This window comes from Paenibacillus sp. 01T422 (genome assembly GCF_056398785.1).
Genome location: NZ_JBFTQB010000864.1, coordinates 1 through 2,778, shown reverse-complemented (window position 1 = coordinate 2,778; position 2,778 = coordinate 1). Strand labels below are relative to the sequence as shown.

Below are 2,778 nucleotides of genomic sequence, written 5' to 3'. Positions count from 1 at the left end.
GTACTATCTAGTATTGATAACTGTTTTGCTCCTTGGACATAAATTGCAGCCGCGTAACCAACATCTTTTGAAATATTAAAAGAAGAGCTGTTGAACGTGGTGTCTGCTTCCCCATAAAGACTATTCAATGTAAATATTTTACCTAACGCATTAAAAGAACAGTTATTAAAAGTGAATGTACCCGACTGATTAATATTTAAACCTACAGACTCGTTATTAGTCGACGAAAAATTGCAATTATTATAGGTGCCAGCAGGAAGTACAGTACCATTATACGCATTAAAATCTTGGATAGTGATATTGTCATATATGTTTTGATCTGTTCCTTTTCCGCCTAAAGTTGAAAGCTTCGTTAATCCTTGGATCGTAATATTCGAAAGATGGACAGGACGATTCCCTACATTTAAAGAAGTAATAACAGATGAATCCGTGTTGGTCATGGTTATATTCTCTACTTTAGATCCAAAGGGGTCCGTATTATTCAAGTTTAATTTGCTATTAAGGAAAGTGGTATTGGTTAATGTATTACTTGTTGCAATCAAATTAACTTCAGCGTCCGTGAACGTATTATCATCCGCAGAACCTGTCCCTCCCATCGTCAGCCCACCATTCTTGAAGGTATTGTTGCTAACCATTGTATTTGGAAAGGCGCTATAGATGTATACTCCTTTATTGCTCTCAAATAAATTATGACTTATTAAAGCCGTGTTACCATCGGCGAATACAATGTCTCCACCTTTATTGTTATAGAAGTGATTATTAGTGATATTAAGATTATTGTTTGGGTAGAAGCCTTCAGTTTCTGAATCAATCCCATATTGTGGTGCAGTACCATTTATGTCATGAATTTTATTATTGCTAATTTGTATACCATCGACCCCGACAATTGAAATTCCTTGTCTTCTATTGAACGCAGTTTCTGAATTGTTAATCGTAACATTCCTAGATACATCGTTGCTAAACAATTTGACAAAAAACGTAGCAATGGTAGAAGAACTAAAAACGGGATAAAAACTTGCAGCATCTTTGGGGATTTGTACTAAATCAATACCAAATCTGACTTGTTTTACTGAAGATAGATACGTCCCATCGTTTTTATAGAAGTAGACATCATATTTATTGCTCGTAACACCTTGTGGTTGCTCGAAGGCAAAATACTTTCTCCCCTTATAGTTGGGATTTGCGAAGTCCATTGCGACCTTAGGCCTAATCTTTGAAGTCGAATTAATCAATTTGCCTGAACCGTCAATATCACCATAAAGATAGTCTTTCCCGTAGGTACCTGAGATTCCAACACTTGAACCGGCGATTGTTATGCCATCTCCTGTGAAATTCATTGTCTTAACGGCGTCTATCGTTAGATTGTAAGCTCCTTCGACAAGTATTCCACTTCCAAACTCATGAGTCCCTACGCTGCTTGCGTTGTCTTTTTTACTATGATTATGAGTTTCTCTATCCCCTTGATAAGTACCGCCTTTAATTGTTGCCTGATTAACGCCATAACCAATATATAAGGTTCTATAACTCTCATAACCATTCGTTTCTTTTTGAATAATGGCTAAATCATCAAGCAGAAAGGTCATATTACTGACCATATTTATTTGAGCTTGTGGATCATTCGGGCTACTGCCTTTACTAATTAAATATTTACCGGCGGGGACTTTAAATACTTGATAGCCTTGTTCACTCGACCACTGCAACGCTTTATTAATACCATTGGTTGTTTCAATAGGATGAGTTCCGTCATTATATACATTCCAACGGGAAAGCTCTAAGTTGTAAGTTCTAGTTGCGATTGATTGTGTAGAATTGTCTGGGGGAACAGCCTCAACAAGTAGAGATTGAAAAGAAAGCATGAAAAATGTTAGAACAATTAGTACCTTTTTAATCATTATCTTACCATCCTTGTGAGTTATTTATGTACAGGTATCATTGTACACTTATTGTTGGAAAAAATGTCGTAAGAAGTCATAAAATGAATTTTGAAATTTTTGTAGTTCGTATACCGCGGCATAAGACCAAATATTAGTATTTTGTAACCATCTACTTATCTATTGAATATTCTTTGATAAGGAGGTGTTTAATAGATGGCAGATACAGGAGCTACTTACATGATTGATTTAACGCGTTGGGGGATTAAGAACGATGGATCGGATGCTGTAAATACAAGTAAAGGGATTAATGATGCATTGCAATRTGCATTTGATCAAGGTTATTCGGAAGCCGCTCTGCCTAAAGGGACCTATCTAATTGATGAGAAAAATCCCATTGAACCTCAAAGCTATATGGTCTTCAATCTGAATGGGGCGATACTAAAGATCAAACCTAATGGATTAACCCATTATGCGATTATTGTATTTCAGAGAAACCAGCAGTACTGCCGAATAACTAATGGCAAAATTGAAGGCGATAAAAATATGCATGATTATACGACTGTAGTAAGTACTCACGAATGGGGACATGGGGTCATGGTAAGTAACACCCCGCTAATTGGCTCCAATGTTAGGTTTATCACAATAGATAACCTAGAAATTTATAATTGTATCGGTGATGGAATTTCCCTGGGAAGTCTGTATGGTCAAGTTCCTGGATACACTTTTGATGGCAACTTTGAAAAAGGTGGAATTAGCTTAACGGATGGCACGCTTGTAGCTGATGATTCTAGAATTAGAAATACGGTAAAAATAGATATGACTCAGACTAATATTGCAAAGTGGGGCTATTTTGGATTGTATGGAAGTAGTTATGGAGGGTTGGGTGCAGGAATAACTTCTGATC

At 36.6% G+C, this 2,778-nt stretch carries 1 protein-coding gene and 1 pseudogene; one reads left to right on the top strand and one right to left on the bottom strand.

What is annotated here, in order from left to right; genetic code table 11:
* Positions 1-1,892: right-handed parallel beta-helix repeat-containing protein (locus AC1DUA_RS32590; protein WP_477503681.1), on the bottom strand; the 1,892-nt coding region annotated here is incomplete at its 3' end.
* Positions 1,893-2,087: 195 nt separating this feature from the next.
* Here AC1DUA_RS32590 and AC1DUA_RS32585 point away from each other — a divergent pair.
* Positions 2,088-2,778, top strand: a pseudogene (locus AC1DUA_RS32585) (right-handed parallel beta-helix repeat-containing protein); the annotation flags it as partial.